The sequence below is a fragment of the Streptomyces flavovariabilis genome, from assembly GCF_000725785.1.
Lineage (GTDB): Bacteria > Actinomycetota > Actinomycetes > Streptomycetales > Streptomycetaceae > Streptomyces > Streptomyces hawaiiensis.
This window is the reverse complement of the sequence record NZ_JNXD01000003.1, coordinates 198,169-214,232: the sequence shown is the minus strand read 5'-3', so window position 1 is coordinate 214,232 and position 16,064 is coordinate 198,169. Positions and strand designations below refer to the sequence as shown.

Sequence of the window (16,064 nt, the reverse complement as noted above, 5' to 3'; positions counted from 1 at the left end):
CGTCCCAGGACTACGCTGCACTCATCCGATGATCAACCTCAAGGAGCCGCGATGCGTGTCGCCCTGTTCCTGACCTGCGTCAACGACACGCTCTATCCGGACACCGGACGCGCCGTGGTGAAACTGCTGACCAGGCTGGGCGTCGACGTCGACTTCCCGATGGCGCAGACCTGCTGCGGGCAGGCGCACTACAACACCGGATACCGTCACGAGGCCGAGCCGCTCGCCCGGCATTTCTCCGATGTCTTCGGCGAGTACGAGGCCATCGTGACGCCGTCCGGATCGTGCGGGGCCATGGTGCGGGAGCTGTATCCGCGGATGGGCGAGCGGGCCCGGGCCGAGGGGCGCGGCGACGCCCTCGCGGCCACGCTGGCGCCGGTGGTGCCCAAGACGTACGAGCTCACGGAGTTCCTGGTCGACGTGCTGGGCGTGACGGACGTCGGGGCGTACTACCCGCACAAGGTGACCTACCACCCGACCTGCCACGGGCTGCGCGGACTCGGCCTCGGCGAGCGGCCGCGGCGACTGCTCCAGGCGGTGCAGGGGCTGGAGCTCGTCGAGCTGCCGGGTGCCGACGAGTGCTGCGGCTTCGGCGGCACCTTCGCGCTGAAGAACGCCGACGTCTCGGCGGCGATGGGCACCGACAAGGTGCGCAACGCCGAGTCGACGGGCGCCGAGGTGCTGTGCGCCGCCGACAACTCCTGCCTGATGCACATCGGCGGGACGATGGCCCGGCTGCGGACCGGCATGCGGCCGGTGCACATCGCGGAGATCCTGGCGAGCACGGAGGAGGAACCGGCGGTATGAGCGGGACGTTCGTCGGCATGCCGGCGTTTCCGGAGGCCGCGCGGGAGGCCGTGGGGAACACGACCCTGCGCGGCAATCTGCGGCACGCCACACACACCATCCGCGCCAAGCGGGCGAAGGCCGTCGCGGAGGTGTCCGACTGGGCCGAGCTGCGCGAGGCGGGCAAGCGGATCAAGGACCACACGCTGCGTCATCTCGACCGCTACCTCGTGCGGTTGGAGGAGTCGGTCACGGCCGCGGGCGGCGTCGTGCACTGGGCCGCCGACGCGGACGAGGCCAACGAGATCGTCACCCAGCTGGTGAAGATGACCGGCGAGTCCGAGGTCGTCAAGGTCAAGTCGATGGCCACGCAGGAGATCGGGCTCAACGAGGCGTTGGAGGCCGAGGGCATCCACGCCTACGAGACCGATCTCGCCGAACTGATCGTGCAGTTGGGCAAGGACCGGCCCTCGCACATTCTCGTCCCGGCCATCCACCGCAACCGGGGCGAGATCCGGGACATCTTCGCCCGCGAGATGAGCGAGTGGGGCCGTCCCGCCCCCGAAGGCCTGACCGACACACCGGCCGAACTCGCCGAGGCCGCCCGCCTGCACCTGAGGGAGAAGTTCCTGCGGGCCAAGGTCGGCATCTCCGGCGCCAACTTCATGGTCGCCGAGACGGGCACCCTGGTGGTCGTGGAGTCGGAGGGCAACGGCCGGATGTGCCTGACCCTGCCCGAGACGCTGATCTCGGTCGTCGGCATCGAGAAGATCGTGCCGACGTGGCAGGACCTGGAGGTGTTCCTGCAGACCCTCCCCCGCTCCTCCACGGCCGAGCGCATGAACCCGTACACGTCGACCTGGACCGGCACGACAGACGAGGACGGCCCGGGCACCTTCCATCTGGTGCTGCTGGACAACGGCCGCACCGACACCCTCGCCGACGAGGTCGGCCGGCAGGCCCTGCGCTGCATTCGCTGCTCGGCCTGCCTCAACGTGTGCCCGGTGTACGAGCGGGCCGGCGGCCACGCCTACGGCTCGGTGTACCCGGGGCCGATCGGCGCGATCCTCAGTCCGCAACTGCGGGGCACCGGCAGCGAGATCGACGCCTCGCTGCCGTACGCCTCCTCGCTGTGCGGTGCGTGCTACGAGGTGTGCCCGGTCGCCATCGACATCCCGGAGGTGCTGGTGCATCTGCGGGAGCGGGTCGTCCAGGGCGGCGAGGTCACGCGGGAGGGCAACAAGGTGGTGCTGCGGCCCGCGAAGGGGCATGCCGCCGAGCGGGCGGCGATGCGCGCGGCGCGCTGGGCGTTCACGCACCCGGGCGCGCTGCGCACCGGCCAGCGGACCGCCTCCCGGACGCGTCGCTTCCATCCCCGTACGCTGCCCGGGCCCGGCCGGGCCTGGAGCGGGACCCGGGATCTGCCGCCGGTGCCCGCAGAGCCGTTCCGGGACTGGTGGCAGCGGACTCGTGGCGGGAAGGACGGGGACAGGTGAACAGCAGGGAACGGATCCTCGGACGGGTGCGGCGCGCGCTGGCGGACGTACCACGGGACGACGCACCGTATGAGCAGGCGGTGTCGCGTGACTATGTGCGGGAGCACGGGCAGCGGTCCGTCGCGGAGACGGTGGAGCTGCTCGCCGAGAACCTGGCGGACTACCGGGCGATCGTGCACCGCACGGACACCGGCGGGCTGGCCGGGCTCATCGCGGGGCTGCTGGAGAAGCGCGGGGCCGCTTCGGTGCTGGTGCCGCCCGGGCTGGACGCGGAGTGGCTGGCCGCGACCGGTGTGACACGGGTGGCGGACCGGGCCGAGAGCACCCCCGCCGAACTGGACCGGGTGGACAGTGTGGTGACGGCCTGCGCGGTCGCGATCGCCGAGACCGGCACCATCGTGCTGGACGGCTCGCCCGACCAGGGCCGCCGCCGGATCACGCTCGTCCCGGACCACCACATCTGTGTCGTGCGCGTGCCCGGCCAGGTCGTGTCGTCCGTGCCGCAGGGGCTCGAACGTCTCGACCCGGCACGCCCGTTGACGTGGATCTCCGGGCCGTCGGCGACCAGTGACATCGAACTGGACCGGGTGGAGGGGGTGCACGGCCCGCGCACCCTGGAGGTGGTGCTGGTCAGTCAGGGCAGGATCGGGTCGACGTAACCCCCGTCGACCCGCAGCGCGCCACCCGTGGTCGCCGAGGCGTGGTCGGACTGGACGGCCCGGCCACCGCACGGCGGGCGCTGCGCCCCGGCGGTGCGGGCGGGGGTGTCGGCCGCCTGAGCGGAGGGCCTGGTGGAGGGGCGGTCGCCGCGGCGGCCACCCCTCAGCGCGTGCCGGAGGCGTCCAGGAGCGCGGTCACGGTGGTCGTGGTGAGGCCGTCCAGGGTCTCGATCTTCGCCCCGGCCCGGGCGCTGGCCCCGTCGAAGACCAGCATCAGCTGACGGGCGAGCAGCTCCGCGTCCCGCGCCCCGCCCTCCTCGGCCCGCGAGCGGAAGAACTCCAGCAGCCACTGCTTCGCTCCCCGGGCGACGGTGCTCGCCGGGTGCTCGGGGTCCTTCAGCTCGACCAGCGCGGCGAGATAGGGGCAGCCCCGGTAGGCGGGCTCGGCGGACGCCTTCTCCAGCCGTTCGAAGACGAGCAGGATGCTCTCGCGCGGGCTGACGGCCTCCTCCTGCGGGCCGGGAGCCAGCCGCTCCTCGTACTCCGGCAGCCGCCGGGCCAGGCTCGCCGCGAGGACCTCGTCCTTGCTCGCGAAGAGCTGGTACATGGAACGCTTCGAGACCCCGGCGCTCCGGCACAGCGTCTCGACACCGAGGGAGACGCCCTCGCGGTAGAACAGCTCGGCCGCCGCGTCGAGGAGCCGGTCCCTGGTGGACGCCTGGTCGGATGTGGCCATACGGGCGAGAGTACCGCGCCACAGCCCCTGGGAACCGATCGGTTTTGGGCCTGACCCCGTACCGGAACCCTCGTGACAGCGCGGGTGAACAAGCGCTTAGATAGTGCCCTGACCGTTCGCCCCTCTCCGCCGCCCCGGAGGCCCCGTTGTTCACATCCGTCGACGACGTCTCCGCACGCCTCGCCGAGACCGGCTACCTCGCCTCGCCCGCCGTCGCCACGACCGTCTTCCTCGCCGGGCGCCTCGGCAAGCCGCTCCTGGTGGAGGGCCCGGCCGGCGTAGGCAAGACGGAGCTCGCCAAGGCCGTCGCCGAGGTCGCCGGAGCCCGGCTCGTGCGCCTCCAGTGCTACGAGGGGGTCGACGAGTCCCGCGCCCTGTACGAGTGGAACCACGCCAAGCAGCTGCTGCGCATCAGCGCGGGCCGCGACGAGACGTGGGACGAGGCCCGTACGGACATCTTCAGCGAGGAGTTCCTGCTCACGCGGCCCCTGCTGACCGCCATCCGGGGCGAGGACCCGAAGGTGCTGCTGATCGACGAGACCGACAAGGCGGACGTCGAGGTGGAGGGCCTGCTGCTGGAGGTGCTCAGCGACTTCCAGGTGACCGTTCCCGAACTGGGCACCATCACCGCGACCCGCCGCCCCTTCGTGGTCCTCACCTCCAACGCGAGCCGGGAGCTGTCCGAGGCGTTGCGCCGCCGCTGCCTCTTCCTGCACATCGGCTTCCCGGACGAGGAGCTGGAACGCCGGATCGTACGGCTGAAGGTGCCGGGCCTCGACGAGGCGCTGGCCCGCTCGGTGGTCCGGGTCGTGGGCGCGCTGCGGGCGATGGACCTGCGCAAGGTGCCGTCGGTCGCCGAGACCGTCGACTGGGCGCGCACCCTGCTCGCGCTGGGGGCCGACTCGCTGGACGAGACGGTCGTGCGGGCCACGCTCGGTGTGCTCCTCAAGCATCAGGACGACGTCCTCAAGGCGTCCGCCAAGCTCGACCTGGACGCCCTGTGACGACGCCGTCGGGCGTCGCCGAGCGGTTGACGTCCCTGGTCGGGGCGCTGCGCGCGCACGGCGTGCGGATCGGCACCGGCGAGACGGTGGACGCGGGGCGGGCGGTTGAGGAACTCGGCCTCGCGGACCGGGAGCTGCTGCGCGAGGGGCTCGCGGCGACGCTGTTGCACGGGCCCGGGCAACGGCAGGTGTTCGACCCGGTCTTCGACCTCTACTTCCCGCGCGGAGTCGGCGGCCCGGAGCAGCGGGCGGCGGGGCGGGAGGACCTGCGGGACCGGCTGGCCGACGCCCTGACAGCCGACGACCAGGAGACGCTGGGCCGGCTGGCGATCGAGGCGGTCGACGGTTTCGGCGGCTACGGTTCCTCGCCGGAGTCGGACGGCTGGTCCTCGTACCAGACGCTGGAACGGCTGCGGCCGCAGACCCTGCTGGCCCGGGTCCGCGACAACATCCGTGCGCAGGGCGGAAGTTCCGGGTTCGCGGACCGGCTGCTGGAGGACGAGATCCGGCGGCGCGTCGATACCTTCCGGGCCATGGTCGCGGCGGAGGCGCGGCGGCGGGCCGCCGAACGGCGCGGCCGGGACGAGATCGCCCGGCGGGCGGTGGCCCCGACCGCCGACCGGGTCGACTTCCTGTTCGCCGGGAAGGACCGGCTGGCCGAGCTGCGCAGGACGGTTCAGCCGCTGGCCCGCAAGCTCGCGACCCGGCTGGCGGCCCGGCGCCGTCGCGCGTCCCGGGGCGCGATCGATCTGCGGCGGACTCTGCGCGGTTCGCTGTCGACGGGCGGGGTGCCGATGAAGCCGGTACTGCGCCGACGACGTCCCGCCCGCCCCGAACTGGTGCTGCTGTGCGATGTGTCGGGGTCGGTCTCCGGTTTCTCGGACTTCACGATGCTGCTGGTGCAGGCGTTGCACGACCAGTTCAGCAAGGTGCGGGTGTTCGCCTTCGTCAACCGGATCGACGAGGTGACCGGACTGCTGGAGCACGGCAGGGCCGACCCGGAAGGGCTGGGCTCCCGCATCCAGGCCGAGGCGGCGGTCACGGGCTTCCACGGCAGCAGCGACTACGGCATGGCACTGGGCGAGTTCGCCGAGCGGTACGCGGACGCGGTCGGTTCGCGCACGACCCTGTTCGTTCTCGGTGACGCCCGCACGAACCGCAGCGACCCGAACCTGCCCGCCCTGCGGCGGATCACCGAACGCGCCCGCCGCGTCCACTGGCTCAACCCCGAGCAGCGCTCCCGCTGGGGGACGGGCGACTCCGTGGCGCCCGCCTACGCCGAGCTGGCCGAGATGCACGAGTGCCGCAACGCCCGGCAGTTGAGCGCACTGGTGGCGCGGCTGCTGCCGGTGTGATCAGGCGGCGGTGAGCTGCGGGTAGAGGGCGGCCGGGTCGGCCGCCAGTCCGGCCTTGACCTGCCGCGAGATGTCGTCGGCCAGCACCTCGTACGCACCGGCCGCGATACCGTCGAGGGCCTGGGCCGCGACGGAGGCGACCGTGGACTTGGGGGCGTCCACTGCGACGGTCATGTCCGTGTCGACGTAACCGACGTGGAGGCCGGTGACGTCGATCCGGCGCGGCTTCAGATCGAGGCGCAGCGAGTTGGTCTGTGACCAGAAGGCGGCCTTGGAGGCGCTGTAGGAGCCGGCGAGGCCGATCCAGGACAGCACGGAGTGGACGTTGAGGATGTGGCCGCCGCCGTTGCGCTCGATGACGGGGACGAAGGCGCGGGTCACCAGGAGCGGCCCGTAGAAGTTGGTCTCGAATTCGCGGCGCACGTCCTCGACGGGCGAGTCGAGGAAGTTCGCGTTCACCGACGCACCGGCGTTGTTGATCAGCAGGGTGACGTCCTGCGCCTGCTCGGCCGCCGCGGCGACGGACGCGGGGTCGGTCACCTCCAGGGCCAGCGGCACGGCGTCCGGGTGCGTGACGGTGCGCGGGTCGCGGGCGGTGGCGTACACCTTGCGTGCGCCCCGCTCGTACAGGGCCGCGACCAGCGCCCGGCCGATGCCGCGGCTGCCGCCGGTGACCAGAGCGACGGAACCTTCGATGGCGGTCATGGGAGTCTCCCTCATTGCCCTCAGCTCGGAAACCGATCGGTTTCCCATGCCGGGAAGTGTAAACCGATCGGTTTCCGGGAGCAAGGGCAGGGTGTGGGAGACGGCCGGCCGGGGCCGGGCGCACCCTCATGGCCCTGCGCGAAAGGCGCTCGGCGCGAGCGCTAGCCCTTCTTGGCGTACTCCTTGGCCATGCTGCCCGCGAAGTCGTACACCACGCACTGCTCGTCACCGACGACCCAGGCGTCGTGGCCGGGCGTGCAGACGAACACGTCGCCGGGGCCCACCTCGCTCTCCGCGCCGTCGTCCATGCGGATGTGCATACGGCCCGAGACGACATAGCCGTTGTGGTGGATCCGGCAGCTGTCCGTCCCGGCGATCGGGGCCACGGACTCGGACCAGCGCCAGCCCGGCTCGAAGACGGCCACGGCGAAGTCCAGTCCTGTCATGTGGACGGCTTCCAGGTGGCCTCGGGGGTAGTCGCGCCGCTCGTCGGGCTTGTCGAGCGTCTTCACTTCAAGCATGACGCTCCTCCTCGGTGAGGGTTTGCCTCCATCGTCCGCCCGCCCGGCAGGCGGCGCCAATCAGGGGGCGCCGCTGCCGCAGAGCTCGGCGAAGCGCCCGGCGTCCACGTTGCCGCCGGAGATGATCACGCCGACCCGTTCCGGCAGTGCGCCCGCCCGGCCGGTGAGCAGGGCGGCCAGCGGGGTGGCGCCGCTCGGCTCGACGACGATCTTCAGGCGTTCGAAGGCGAACCGCATCGCGTCCCGGATCTCGTCGTCGGAGACCAGGACGACGTCGTCGAGGAGCCGCCGGTTGACCGAGAAGGTGAGCTCTCCGGGAGTGTGCAGGGCCTGGCCGTCGGCGATGGTGCGCGGGACCGGGATGCTGATACGCCGGCCTGCCTCCAGCGAGCGCCTGGTGTCGTCCCCGGCCTCCGGCTCGACGCCGATGGTACGGATGCCCGGGTGCAGGCCCTTGGCGGCCGTGGCACTGCCGGCCATCAGCCCGCCGCCGCCGACCGGTGCCAGCAGAGCACCCAACTCCCCTGTTTCTTCGAGGAGTTCGAGAGCGGCCGTGCCCTGTCCGGCCATGACGTGCGGGTGTTCGTACGGCGGGATGAGGGCGAGACCGCGCTCGGCGGCCAGCGCCTCGGCGATGGCGACGCGGTCGCCGGTGTAGCGGTCGTACGTGACGATCTCGGCGCCGTATCCGGCGGTGGCCGCACGCTTCGACGGCGGGGCGTCCTGCGGCATGACGATCACGGCGGTGGTGCCCAGCTCACGGGCCGCCAGGGCGACGGCCTGGGCATGGTTGCCGGAGGAGTAGGCGGCGATGCCCCGGGACAGCTGCTCGGGGGTGAGGCGGGAGGCGGCGTTGTAGGCGCCGCGGAACTTGAAGGCGCCCACGCGCTGGAAGTTCTCGCACTTGAGGAAGATCTCGGCACCCGCGAGCGCGTCCAGGGTGCGGGAGCGCAGCACGGGCGTGCGGTGGGCGACGCCCTTGAGCCGGGCCGCGGCGTCGCGGACGTCGTCGAGGGTGACCGGTGGGGTGGTGGTCGTCACGCGGAGCCTCCGGTGGAAGTGTCGTGGGCCGCCCGGGCCCGGGACAGGTAGTTGTAGGCGGAGGCGCGGGAGATGCCGAGCCGGGCGGCGACCTGCTCGACGGCGCCGCGCACGGCGAAGACACCACGGGTGTCCAGCCCGCCGAACAGCTCCAGGCGCTCCGCACGGTCGAGCTCCGCCCAGCTGCCCCGCTGCTTCGACTGGTGGGCGTCGACGAGGGCGTCGACCACGGAGTCGATGTCGTTGCCGAAGGTGGTGGTCGGCAGCTCCGCCGGGGCGGCGCCGAGTCCGGCGAGCGCGCCGAGCAGGCCGTGGGCCTGGGTGACGGCGCCGACGTCCACGTTGACACAGAGGGCGCCGAAGACGGCTCCCGTGGAGTCGCGCAGCACCATCGTGGAGGACTTGACCAGCGTCCCGCCCCGGGTGCGGGTGACGTAGTTCAGTTCGTCGGCCGCCGCGTCGCCGCGGGCGAGGACGCGCATACCGATCTCGCTCATCGCGCCGCCGACCGTCCGCCCGGTCACCGAGCCGGCCACGGCGACCACCGACTTCTCCGGGCTCCGGTAGTCGTGCAGCACGACGTCGCACATCGGTCCGAATGTCACGGCGATCCCGTCCACGACCGGGGTCAGCGCGGCGAGGATCGCATCCCGCTCGGCGTTCAGCTCGCTGTCCATCCTGCCTCCTCTCACCTTCACCACTTTAGACCACAAGTCCAGCTGTTGGATAGACAGTCCAGCCGATCTCCAACAATCGGCAATGGTTGTCACATGACTTCGACTGGAACACGCTCTTGACATTCATTCCCATCTAGCGTGGCGCCTGCCGAGCAACCCCCTGTGCGCCCTTCCTGGAGGAGCCATGCCCCTGTCCACGTCCCGCCGCCTCGCGCTGCTGACCAGCGCGTCACTGGCCCTGCTCGCGGGATGCGGCAGCTCGTCGGACTCCGCCGACGCCGCCGCCAAGAGCGCGCCGGACCGCGTGACCGTGGTCGCCTCCACGAACGTCTACGGCGACATCGTCCAGCGCATCGGCGGCGACAGAGTCGATGTCACCTCGCTCATCAGCGACCCCGACCAGGACCCGCACTCCTACGAGGCCGACCCCCAGAACCAGCTGGCCCTGTCCAAGGCCAAGGTCGTCGTCGAGAACGGCGGCGGCTACGACGACTTCGTCGACCGGATGCTGAAAAGCGGCCACAACGACTCCGCCGAGGTGATCAACGCGGTCGAGGTGTCCGGCAGGACCGCGCCGAAGGACGGCGAGCTCAACGAGCACGTCTGGTACGACTTCCCCACCGTCGCCAGGGTCGCCGACCGGATCTCCGCCGCCCTCGCCGAGGCCGACCCGGGCGACGCGGCCGCCTTCGAGAAGAACGCCGCCGCCTTCAAGGCGAAGCTCGGGCCGCTGGAGGCCAAGGAGGCGCGGATCAAGAAGGAACACGGCGGCGAGGGGGTGGCGATCACCGAGCCCGTGCCGCTCTACATGACCGAGGCGAGCGGCCTGGTCGACAGGACGCCCCCGGCGTTCAGCGAGGCCATCGAGGAGGGCGACGACGTCTCGCCGCGGATCCTCCAGGAGAACCTGGCGCTGTTCAGCGGCAAGCAGGTGAAGGCACTCGTCTACAACGAGCAGACCTCCGGACCGCAGACGGAGAAGACCGAGGCGGCGGCCAAGGCGGCCGGCATCCCCGTCGTGCCCGTGACGGAGACTCTGCCGAAGGGCAAGGACTACCTCGGCTGGATGACCGCCAACGTCGACGCGCTCGCGAGCGCGCTGGCCAAGTGACCCCGATACCCCGGCAGGACGGCACGCCTGTCGTCGCTCTGCGCGCAGCCGCCCTGTCCTACGGCGACCGCGAGGTGTGGAGCGGCCTCGAACTCGACGTACGCCCTGGGGAGTTCCTGGCCGTACTCGGCCCCAACGGTGCGGGCAAGACCAGCTTCGTCCGGGCGCTGCTGGGCCGTCAGCCGCTGTCCGCAGGCACGCTGACGGTCCTCGGCCGGCCCGCGCGTCAGGCCGCCCGGCACATCGGGTACGTCCCGCAGCAGGCGGCGCTGTCCGCGCAGGCCATGCTGCGCGCCCGCGACCTCGTCCGGTTCGGCATCGACGGCCACCGCTTCGGGCCGCGGCTGCGCACCGGCGGTATCCGCCGCAGGGTGGACGAGATCCTCGAGTCGGTCGGCGCCGCGTCCTACGCCGACGTCCCGCTCGGGATGCTCTCCGGCGGCGAGCGGCAGCGCGTGCGCATCGGGCAGGCCCTGGCGACCGGCCCCCGCCTCCTGCTGTGCGACGAGCCGCTGCTGTCGCTCGACCTGAACCACCAGCGGGCCGTCACCGAGCTGATCGACGCCCGGCGTCGCTCCCACGGCACGGCGGTGGTGTTCGTGACACACGAGATCAACCCGGTCCTGGGCATGGTCGACCGGGTGCTGTACCTGGCCCGCGGCGGCCACCGCGTCGGCACCCCGGACGAGGTGCTGACCTCCGAGTCGCTGTCCCGCCTCTACGGCACGCAGGTCGACGTGCTGCGCGTCGGGGGCCGGGTGGTGGTGGCGGGAGCGCCCGACGAGACGGCTACACCGCCGCACCACCCCGGGCGGTCTCACGAGACGGACGGAGTGCGCGCATGACACTCGCCGACGGGATCTGGAACCAGATCTTCGACTTCACCGACTACGGCGAGCTCCTCGCCCTGGTCCGCAACTCCCTCGTCGCCGGCGTGGCCCTGGGTCTGGTGGGCGGGCTGGCCGGGGTGTTCGTCCTGATGCGGGACCTGCCGTTCGCCGTGCACGGCATCAGCGAGCTGTCCTTCGCGGGCGCGTCGGCGGCACTGCTGCTGGGCGCGAACATCGTGGGGGGCTCGATCGTCGGTTCGCTCCTCGCGGCCGGCGTCATCGGCGTCCTCGGGACACGGGCCCGGGACCGCAACTCGGTGATCGGCATCATCATGCCGTTCGGCCTGGGACTCGGCGTGCTCTTCCTCGCCCTCTACAAGGGCCGGGCGGCCAACAAGTTCGGACTGCTCACCGGGCAGATCGTGGCCGTGGACACCCCGCAGATGTCGTGGCTGCTCGGCACCTCCGCCCTGGTGCTGGTGGCCCTGGTCGTCATGTGGCGCCCGCTCGCCTTCGCCAGCACCGATCCGGACGTGGCCGAGGCCCGCGGGGTGCCGGTGCGTGCGCTGTCCTTCGCCTTCATGCTGGTCCTCGGGCTCGCGGTCGCCCTGTCGGTACAGATCGTCGGCGCGCTGCTGGTGCTGTCCCTCGTCGTCACCCCGGCTGCGGCGGCCGCCCGCGTCACGGCCTCGCCCGTGCTGCTGCCCGTGCTGAGCGTGCTGTTCGCCGTGGCCTCGATCGAGGGCGGCATCCTGCTGGCCCTGGGCAGCAGCGTCCCCATCAGCCCCTACGTCACGACGATCTCGTTCACGGTCTACGCGGTGTGCCGGGTGGCCGGCCGGTACCGGAACCGGCGGTGGGGGGCGCGGCGGACGGCGGTGCCAACGGCCTGAACAGGGCTCACCGTTCGAAGACGACCTGCCCGTCGAAGACCGTGAGATCCACCTGCACCTGCGTGATCTCGTGCGGGTCGAGACCGAGCAGCGGCCGGTCCAGGACGCACAGGTCGGCGGCCCGGCCCGGTTCCAGGGTGCCCTTCCAGCCGTCGGCGAAGTCCTGCCAGGCGGCGGTGAAGGTGTAGGCCCGCAGGGCGTCGGCGAGGGGCACGCACTGCTCGGGGCCGCTGGGGCGGCCGCTGGCCTTGGACTCGCGCAGCATCATCGAGGCCACGCCCTGACGCCAGTCGGGCTCGGTGATGGGTGCGTCGGAGCTGGCGCAGACCCGTACCCCGGCGTCGAGCGCGGAGCGCACCGGCCACTGGTAGGCGGAGCGTTCGGGGCCGACGACCTCGTCCATCAGGTCCGAGATGGTCCACTTGATGGCGGGGTTCATGTTGACGCCGTAACCGTGCGCGGCGAGCTTGGCGAGGCTGTCCGGGCTGATGAAGTCGCCGTGGATCACGTAGTGGCGGGCGTCGGGGCGGGGTGCGGCCGTGTTCGCGGCGAGGAAGGCGTCCACCACGAGGTCGATGGCCCGGTCGCCGGTGACGTGCACGCCGAGCTGGAAGCCGGCCTCGTGCCCGAGCCTGATCATCTCGCGCAGTTCGTGCACCTGGAGTGCGGGCGTGTCCCCGTGCACGCACAGGGCACCGTGACCGCCGTCCGGATACGGCTCGCTCATCCACGCCGTGCGGTTGGGCGGCACTCCGTCGGCGAAGATCTTGACGCCGATGGCCCGCAGCAGCCGGGGGTCGGCCGACTCGGGGCGGCGCAGTTCGGCCAGTCCCTTGCGGACGTCGTCGGCGGAGCCGCCCATGGGGGCGGGCAGGAGCAGGACGCTGACGCGGGCCTGGAGCTCTCCGCTCGCGGCCAGGTCGGCGTAGGCGGTCCAGTTGTCGGTGCTCAGACCGCCGAAGAGGGAGCCGGCGCCGCCCGGGCCGAGGCCGGGCTCGGTGTAGCTGGTGATGCCGCGGGAGTGCAGTTCACGGATCACGCCCTGGATCGCCCGGCGACGCTGGGCCTGGGTCGGGGCGGGCAGTTCGGCCTGGACGAGCCGCCCGGCGGACTCGCGCAGGATGCCGGCCGGCCGGCCGTCGGGGTCGTGGTCGATGACACCGCCGGGCGGGGCCGGGGTGTCCGCGTCGATGCCGCAGCGGCGCAGGGCTTCGGAGTTGACCCACACCATGTGCGAGGAGAAGTCGGTCAGGCAGACCGGGTGACCGGGTGCCACCTCGTCCAGGTCCCGCCGGTGCGGGAAGCGGCCCGGGTCGGCGAGGCACTCGGCGAGGTAGCCGGGATCCCAGCCCAGGCCGATGATCCAGTCGCCCTCCGGGGTCTCGTGTGCCGCACGGCCGACGACCGCCGCGATGTCGGCGACGGAACCGACCGACGGGTGGCCCACGTCGAGGGCGAACGGCGGTTTCGTCATGCCGTAGGCGGCTCCGTGAAGATGCGAGTCGTTGATGCCGGGCAGCACGGTCCGGCCGCCCAGTTCGACGATCCGGGTGCCGGGACCGGCCAGGGCGCGCATCTCCGCGTCGCTGCCGACAGCGAGAATGTCCCGGCCGCGCACGGCCACGCCCTCGAAGACGGAGAACCCGGCATCGACGGTGAGGACCTGACCGCCGGTCAGGACGAGGGTGGGAGCGGTGTCGCTCATCGATGCGGTGTCGCTCACGGATGACCTCATTTCAGTGGGGTGGGCGGATCAGCGCCCGGTGCGGGGTGCGAAGTACGCCAGCGCCGCGCCGGCCACCAGTGCGGTGCCCTGGGCCATCTGCTGCCAGAACGTCGGCACGTTCAGCAGGGTCAGGCCGTTCTGCAGGCCGCCGAGGAAGAGCACGCCGAGCAGCACGCCGAGGATGGAGCCGGAGCCGCCGGTGAGGGCGACGCCGCCGAGCAGCACCGCGGTGAGCACGGTCAGTTCGAACCCGGCTCCGGAGGTGCCGGCCACCGCGCTGTCCAGCACCGACGCCTTGATGGCTCCGGCCAGGGCGGCGGCCACACCGGTGGCGACGAACAGTGCGAACGGGGTGCGACGGATGTGGATGCCGGAGAGGTGGGCGGCCTCCCGGTTGACGCCGATGGCGAAGACGTGCCGGCCGGCCGGGGTGATGGCGAGGAACAGGGCACCCGCGGCCAGCACGAGCACCGCGACGACGACCGGCGCGGCGATCCCGGCGACGCGGGCCCCGCCGATCCAGGCGAAGCCGGAGCCGAAGCCGCTCAGCGGCAGCGGGAACAGTTGCTGCGCCAGGCCGCGTACGGCGGTCAGCATGCCGAGGGTGACGATGAACGCGGACAGGCCGAACCAGCAGCACAGGACGCCGTTCACCGCGCCGACCAGTGCCCCGGCCGCGAGCGCCCCGAGCAGGGCGACGGCGGGCGATTGGTGGTGCTGCCCCGCCAGCCAGCCCCCGACCAGCCCGCCGAGCGCGAGCGTGGAGCCCACCGACAGGTCGAGGTAGCCGCTGATGACGAGCAGGGCCAGCGGGACGGCGACGATGGCGAGGGTCGCGGCGTCGGTGGCGATGCCGCTCAGGTTGGCCGGGGCGAGGAAGCTGCCCGTGGTCAGCTGGAAGACCAGCACCATCGCGACGAGCACGACGAGGAGCGGGTTGCGGCGTACGGCGGCGAGGCCGCCCGTGGCGATCGGGCGGGGCCGCGGGAGGACCGGGTCGGCGGTGGTCATGCTGCTCCTTCGGCGGTCAGGGGGTCGTGAACGGCCGACAGCAAGGCCTGTTCGGTGAGTTCGGTGCCGGAGAGTTCGCCGACGATCCGTCCCCGGGCGACGATCAGGCAGCGGTCGGCGAGCGCCACGATCTCCTCGGGGTCGCTGGAGGCGAACAGCACGGCGGTGCCGCGGTCCTCGGCGAGTGCGGACACGACCCGGTAGATCTCCTGCCGAGCCCCCACGTCGACGCCCTGCGTCGGTTCGTCCAGCAGCAGCACGTCCACGTGCCGGGCCTCGTTGATCCACCGGCCGAGGACGAGCTTCTGCTGGTTGCCGCCGGAGAACGCGCCCGCCGGCAGCCGGGGCCGGGCCGGGCGCAGTCCGACGGATGTGGCCAGCGCGCCGAACACCCGCCGCTCGTCGCGCAACGCCCGTACCCCGAGGCGGGACAGGGGCCCGACCGAGGGGAGCAGGGCGTTGTCCTGGGCGGTCATCGACGGGAACAGGCCCTGGGCCCGCCGGTCCGCCGGTACGAGCGCGATCCCGGCGGCGAGCGCGTCGGCCGGCCGGGCGGGGGTGACGGTACGGCCGCCGACGCGGATCGTGCCGGCGGTGGCGCGGCGCCTGCCGTAGAGGGTCTCCAGGATGCGGGTGCGGCCGGAGCCGATGAGCCCGAACAGACCGACGCGTTCGCCTTCGGCGACGGAGAGGCCGACGGGCCCGAAGCCGGGTCCTCGCAAGGCTTCGGCGACCAGCCGGGGCGGGGCGGGAGGTCGCGAGGACTTCCGGGCGACCTCCGCCGGCCGTCCCGCGATCGCCTCCACCAGTTCCCGGCGTGTCTGCCCCGGCACCGTCGCGTGGTGGGCCACCCGCCCGTCCCGCAGCACGGTCACGGCGTCCGCGAGCCGTTCCACCTCCCCCAGGAGGTGGGTGACGTAGACGATGGCGAGCCCCTGGGTGCGCAGGTCCTCGACGCGTTCCGCCAGGGCGTCGGTCTCGGCGCCGGACAGGGCGGCGGTCGGTTCGTCGAGGACCAGGACAGCGGCGCTGCGGCTGAGGGCCTTGGCGATCTCCACCAACTGGCGCTGGCCCATGGGCAGATCACCCACCCGGTCACGCGGGGAGCACTTCGCGGCCACCCGCTCCAGCAGCCCGGCGGCGACCTCCTCCTGGGCACGCCGGTCGATGCGGCCGTGCCGGGTCCACTCCTGGCCGAGGAAGATGTTCTCCGCCACGGTCAGAGCGTCGACCACGCTGAGCGTCTGGAAGATGATCGCCACGCCGGACGCGATGGACTCGCGTGGGGTGAGCCGGGTGTACGACGTCCCGCCGACCTCGATGGTGCCGGCGTCGGGCGGGTAGGCGCCGCCCAGGCACTTGATGAGGGTGGACTTGCCGGCGCCGTTGTGGCCGAGCAGGGCGTGCACCTGCCCGGCGGGGACGGTGAGGTCGACACCGTCGAGGGCCCTGACGCCGCCGAAGGACTTCGTCAGGCCGCTGATGCGGAGGTTCGTGGTCGTCATGGTGCCGG

At 72.3% G+C, this 16,064-nt stretch carries 16 protein-coding genes; 8 read left to right on the top strand and 8 right to left on the bottom strand.

Annotated features, from left to right (window positions below):
* The first annotated feature begins 51 nt into the window (after window positions 1–51).
* From IO24_RS0108430 to IO24_RS0108420, 3 genes are read left to right on the top strand one after another with little or no spacing between them, the layout of a single operon-like run.
* Window positions 52–807, top strand: a complete 756-nt coding sequence (locus tag IO24_RS0108430; protein ID WP_031133507.1) for a (Fe-S)-binding protein — start codon at window positions 52–54, stop codon at window positions 805–807.
* Window positions 804–2,282 carry a LutB/LldF family L-lactate oxidation iron-sulfur protein gene (locus tag IO24_RS0108425; RefSeq protein WP_031133505.1) on the top strand — a complete coding sequence of 493 codons (1,479 nt, stop codon included), beginning with the start codon at window positions 804–806 and terminating at the stop codon, window positions 2,280–2,282. The genes IO24_RS0108430 and IO24_RS0108425 overlap by 4 nt, the downstream gene beginning before the upstream one ends.
* Entirely contained in the window at window positions 2,279–2,941 is a 663-nt protein-coding gene (locus tag IO24_RS0108420) for a LutC/YkgG family protein (RefSeq protein ID WP_031133502.1), read from the top strand. Before IO24_RS0108425 ends, IO24_RS0108420 begins: the two co-directional genes overlap by 4 nt.
* A gap of 163 nt (window positions 2,942–3,104) precedes the next feature.
* On the opposite strand, the gene IO24_RS0108415 is transcribed toward IO24_RS0108420, so the two are convergent.
* Window positions 3,105–3,677, bottom strand: a complete 573-nt coding sequence (locus IO24_RS0108415) for a TetR/AcrR family transcriptional regulator (protein WP_031133500.1) — start codon at window positions 3,675–3,677, stop codon at window positions 3,105–3,107.
* A 146-nt stretch (window positions 3,678–3,823) separates the two neighbouring features.
* Here IO24_RS0108415 and IO24_RS0108410 point away from each other — a divergent pair, with 146 nt between their 5' ends.
* Both IO24_RS0108410 and IO24_RS0108405 read left to right on the top strand, forming a co-directional pair.
* Window positions 3,824–4,681 (top strand): AAA family ATPase, encoded by an 858-nt coding sequence (locus IO24_RS0108410; RefSeq protein ID WP_031133497.1) that lies wholly within the window; start codon window positions 3,824–3,826, stop codon window positions 4,679–4,681.
* Complete coding sequence (locus IO24_RS0108405) at window positions 4,678–6,036, top strand: vWA domain-containing protein (RefSeq protein WP_031133496.1); 1,359 nt, start codon at window positions 4,678–4,680, stop codon at window positions 6,034–6,036. Before IO24_RS0108410 ends, IO24_RS0108405 begins: the two co-directional genes overlap by 4 nt.
* Here the strand turns inward: IO24_RS0108405 and IO24_RS0108400 are convergent, their stop codons facing one another.
* From IO24_RS0108400 to IO24_RS0108385, 4 genes are all read right to left on the bottom strand, one after another.
* A complete protein-coding gene (locus tag IO24_RS0108400; RefSeq protein ID WP_031133495.1) occupies window positions 6,037–6,741 on the bottom strand; it encodes an SDR family oxidoreductase in 705 nt (234 codons plus the stop codon).
* 161 nt (window positions 6,742–6,902) lie between these two features.
* Window positions 6,903–7,262, bottom strand: a complete 360-nt coding sequence (locus IO24_RS0108395; RefSeq protein ID WP_031133493.1) for a cupin domain-containing protein — start codon at window positions 7,260–7,262, stop codon at window positions 6,903–6,905.
* Between the two features lie 60 nt (window positions 7,263–7,322).
* A complete protein-coding gene (locus IO24_RS0108390; protein WP_031133492.1) occupies window positions 7,323–8,303 on the bottom strand; it encodes a pyridoxal-phosphate dependent enzyme in 981 nt (326 codons plus the stop codon).
* Window positions 8,300–8,980, bottom strand: a complete 681-nt coding sequence (locus IO24_RS0108385; RefSeq protein WP_031133490.1) for a helix-turn-helix transcriptional regulator — start codon at window positions 8,978–8,980, stop codon at window positions 8,300–8,302. Before IO24_RS0108385 ends, IO24_RS0108390 begins: the two co-directional genes overlap by 4 nt.
* Before the next feature lie 184 nt (window positions 8,981–9,164).
* Here IO24_RS0108385 and IO24_RS0108380 point away from each other — a divergent pair, with 184 nt between their 5' ends.
* The 3 genes from IO24_RS0108380 to IO24_RS0108370 are packed head-to-tail and all read left to right on the top strand — an operon-like array spanning window position 9,165 to window position 11,814.
* Window positions 9,165–10,091, top strand: a complete 927-nt coding sequence (locus IO24_RS0108380; RefSeq protein WP_031133488.1) for a metal ABC transporter solute-binding protein, Zn/Mn family — start codon at window positions 9,165–9,167, stop codon at window positions 10,089–10,091.
* Window positions 10,088–10,936 carry a metal ABC transporter ATP-binding protein gene (locus tag IO24_RS0108375; protein ID WP_031133486.1) on the top strand — a complete coding sequence of 283 codons (849 nt, stop codon included), beginning with the start codon at window positions 10,088–10,090 and terminating at the stop codon, window positions 10,934–10,936. The genes IO24_RS0108380 and IO24_RS0108375 overlap by 4 nt, the downstream gene beginning before the upstream one ends.
* Entirely contained in the window at window positions 10,933–11,814 is an 882-nt protein-coding gene (locus IO24_RS0108370) for a metal ABC transporter permease (protein WP_031133484.1), read from the top strand. Before IO24_RS0108375 ends, IO24_RS0108370 begins: the two co-directional genes overlap by 4 nt.
* Before the next feature lie 7 nt (window positions 11,815–11,821).
* Here the strand turns inward: IO24_RS0108370 and IO24_RS0108365 are convergent, their stop codons facing one another.
* From IO24_RS0108365 to IO24_RS0108355, 3 genes are read right to left on the bottom strand one after another with little or no spacing between them, the layout of a single operon-like run.
* Window positions 11,822–13,519, bottom strand: a complete 1,698-nt coding sequence (locus IO24_RS0108365; RefSeq protein WP_031133482.1) for an amidohydrolase — start codon at window positions 13,517–13,519, stop codon at window positions 11,822–11,824.
* 48 nt (window positions 13,520–13,567) lie between these two features.
* On the bottom strand, window positions 13,568–14,551 hold the full coding sequence (locus tag IO24_RS0108360) for an ABC transporter permease (protein WP_031133480.1): 984 nt from the start codon (window positions 14,549–14,551) through the stop codon (window positions 13,568–13,570).
* Complete coding sequence (locus IO24_RS0108355; RefSeq protein ID WP_037667598.1) at window positions 14,548–16,056, bottom strand: sugar ABC transporter ATP-binding protein; 1,509 nt, start codon at window positions 16,054–16,056, stop codon at window positions 14,548–14,550. The genes IO24_RS0108360 and IO24_RS0108355 overlap by 4 nt, the downstream gene beginning before the upstream one ends.
* Window positions 16,057–16,064: the final 8 nt, after the last annotated feature.

What these genes read in the sequence shown, in the direction of transcription:
- IO24_RS0108430 (WP_031133507.1), top strand. Translation starts at nt 52, where the DNA reads ATGCGTGTCGCCCTGTTCCTGACCTGCGTCAACGACACGCTCTATCCG.
- IO24_RS0108425 (WP_031133505.1), top strand. Translation starts at nt 804, where the DNA reads ATGAGCGGGACGTTCGTCGGCATGCCGGCGTTTCCGGAGGCCGCGCGG.
- IO24_RS0108415 (WP_031133500.1), bottom strand. Translation starts at nt 3,677, where the DNA reads ATGGCCACATCCGACCAGGCGTCCACCAGGGACCGGCTCCTCGACGCG.
- IO24_RS0108400 (WP_031133495.1), bottom strand. Translation starts at nt 6,741, where the DNA reads ATGACCGCCATCGAAGGTTCCGTCGCTCTGGTCACCGGCGGCAGCCGC.
- IO24_RS0108395 (WP_031133493.1), bottom strand. Translation starts at nt 7,262, where the DNA reads ATGCTTGAAGTGAAGACGCTCGACAAGCCCGACGAGCGGCGCGACTAC.
- IO24_RS0108385 (WP_031133490.1), bottom strand. Translation starts at nt 8,980, where the DNA reads ATGGACAGCGAGCTGAACGCCGAGCGGGATGCGATCCTCGCCGCGCTG.
- IO24_RS0108380 (WP_031133488.1), top strand. Translation starts at nt 9,165, where the DNA reads ATGCCCCTGTCCACGTCCCGCCGCCTCGCGCTGCTGACCAGCGCGTCA.
- IO24_RS0108370 (WP_031133484.1), top strand. Translation starts at nt 10,933, where the DNA reads ATGACACTCGCCGACGGGATCTGGAACCAGATCTTCGACTTCACCGAC.
- IO24_RS0108365 (WP_031133482.1), bottom strand. Translation starts at nt 13,519, where the DNA reads ATGAGCGACACCGCTCCCACCCTCGTCCTGACCGGCGGTCAGGTCCTC.
- IO24_RS0108360 (WP_031133480.1), bottom strand. Translation starts at nt 14,551, where the DNA reads ATGACCACCGCCGACCCGGTCCTCCCGCGGCCCCGCCCGATCGCCACG.
- IO24_RS0108355 (WP_037667598.1), bottom strand. Translation starts at nt 16,056, where the DNA reads ATGACGACCACGAACCTCCGCATCAGCGGCCTGACGAAGTCCTTCGGC.